At 72.0% G+C, this 2148-nt stretch carries 1 protein-coding gene; it reads left to right on the top strand.

The features are described 5' to 3' along the window. Positions 1–256: 256 nt before the first annotated feature. On the top strand, positions 257–1972 hold the full coding sequence (locus AB0C36_RS33620; protein WP_358361776.1) for a streptophobe family protein: 1716 nt from the start codon (positions 257–259) through the stop codon (positions 1970–1972). Positions 1973–2148 lie beyond the last annotated feature (176 nt).

Raw genomic sequence — 2148 nt, 5'->3', positions numbered from 1 at the left:
CACCCGACGACAGAGAGCGGGTATTGGCCCGGTTGGTTGCGACGGGGAGCCGAACGGGGGTGATTTGGCATGTCGTTGCGCCGGCTCCGGTTTGCAGCCTGCGGTCCCTCGCGGCGTCGCGCAACCGCGTAACAGGCGATCAACCGTGTCGGTGATTCCGTTGACGTGCGTCGCGCGGGGGTCCGATAGTCATTGATGTCCGAGGGGGGCTGGTTACGGATCGTGCCCCCGTCGATTTCTTCCGCAGGGAGCGGGCGTGTCCTGGACCAACCCTCCGCAGCGGCCTGGCCCTCCTGGCGCCGGGCCGCCCGGACCGGCGGGCCGATCTCCCGCGGGGCCGCCGCCGTCGCAGCCGCCTGGTGATGCCCGGACGGGGTCCGCCGCCGGCCTGTTCGGCGGCGTGGAGGCGTGGCTGCACGCGTTCCTCGCGGTGTTTGCCGCCTTCGCGGCGATGGCCGTCACGGCCTGGCTCGCGCTGTGGCTGTTGGGCGCCGGCGACCTCGGCGGCGGCACGATGCCCGCGCTGGTGGCTGCGACCATCGCGCTCGCCGTCGGCGGCAAGGTGGACTTGAAGGGCGCGGAGTCGGCGGGCAGCGACGGGATCCTCGGCGATCTGATCGGCGACGTGTCCCTGGCCGAGGGCAGCGGCGACGTCGACATACTCATGTTCGGCGTCGGCCTTGTCGGCGCGCTCGTGCTCGGCTGGCTGTTCCTGCGCCCATTGCGCTATCGACTGGTCATCGGCTTCGACGAACTCCTCGCCCACATGGCGCGGATCGCCGTCTTCACGGCCGCCGCGCTGGGCGCCTGCGTCGCGCTCGGCAGCGACTCGCTGCCCATCGGGGACGCCATCCCGCAGGCCGAAGCCGCCGAACTCATGGGCATCTTCAACCTGGGCGCGGCCGCCGAGTTCACCACGGACGCCGCGACCACCATCGGGTTCGGCCTGGGATGGATGCTGCTGGCCATGGCCGTCGCGCTCGGGGTGTCCGCGCGCGGGCCGCTGCCGCGGATGTGGCTGCGCTATCGCGACGTTCTGCGTCCGCCGATCGCGGGCGTGATGGCGGTGTTCCTCGGTGCGGTCGTGCTTGGCCTGCTCGGCGCGCCGTTCGTGGCCGCCGAGGCCCCTGGGCCGAAGCGCATGATCGGCGGCATGCTGCTCGCCCTGCCCAATGTCATGTGGCTGCTGGTCACGCTGGGCATGGGCGTCGAGTGGAAGTCCTCCGGCGGCGGCGACTTCAGCTTCGGCCTGCCCGGCCCGCTGGGCGAACTGCTCAACCAGTCGGGCAGCCAGGGGCTGCCCATCACGGTCGGACGCCTCGCAGAACTCGACAGCCGCGCATGGTGGATTCCGGTGGTCTCCGGAATCCTGCTCCTCTTCGGCGGCACGGTGATGGCCCTGCGGGCGCCCGCGCGGGTGAAGCTCTACCAGCACGCGTGGCGGTTCGCCGTCGCCTTCGCGGTCACCGCGGTGATCGCGGCGGCCATCGCGCAGATCCACGTCAAGGCGGCGGTCGAGATCCTCGGCGACACGATGTCGCAGGGCGGTGAGGTCTCGTTGCACCCCGACTACGTGCAGACCGCCGGTTTCGGGGCGCTGTGGGGTGCGTGCGCGGGGCTGCTCGGCGGTGCGCTCGCGGCGTGGATCCGAGCGGTACGGGAGAGCCGCGGTCCCGCCGCCGCGGGACCCCGGCAGACGGCTGGGCCCGGGTACGCGGGGCACCCGCAGGGGTACGCCGGGCCGGGCCCGCAGCAGGGTGGCGGGGTGGGTGGACCGCCTGGGTATCGGGCGCCGGGTCATGCGGGGCCTGGGTATCAGGCGCCCGGTCATCAGACGCCGGGGTACCAGGCGCCGCCTGGGTATCAGGCACCGCCTGGTTCGCAGCGGCCGGGGGGTGGGCCGCAGGGGGGTCAGCCGCCGGGGTACACGCCGCCTGGGTATACGCCGCCGGGGGCTGGTGGGGGGCGGTAGTGCTGGGGCGGGGTCTGGATCTTGGGACGGGTTCTGCTCTTGGTTTAGGTGGATTCGGCCCTTGGTCAGGCGGATTCGGCCCTTGGTCGGGGTGGGCGCTTTTGTTTGAGTGCGGCCGTAGCACCCATTTTCGTGACTGCGCTCGTTCCTCGCTCCGTCACGAAAATGTGCACTCC

Origin of the sequence: Streptodolium elevatio (assembly GCF_040649515.1) — a bacterium.
GTDB classification, from domain to species: Bacteria; Actinomycetota; Actinomycetes; order Streptomycetales; family Streptomycetaceae; genus Yinghuangia; species Yinghuangia elevatio.
Note: the sequence above shows the minus strand (reverse complement) of the source record. Positions and strands in the feature narration are given on the sequence as shown.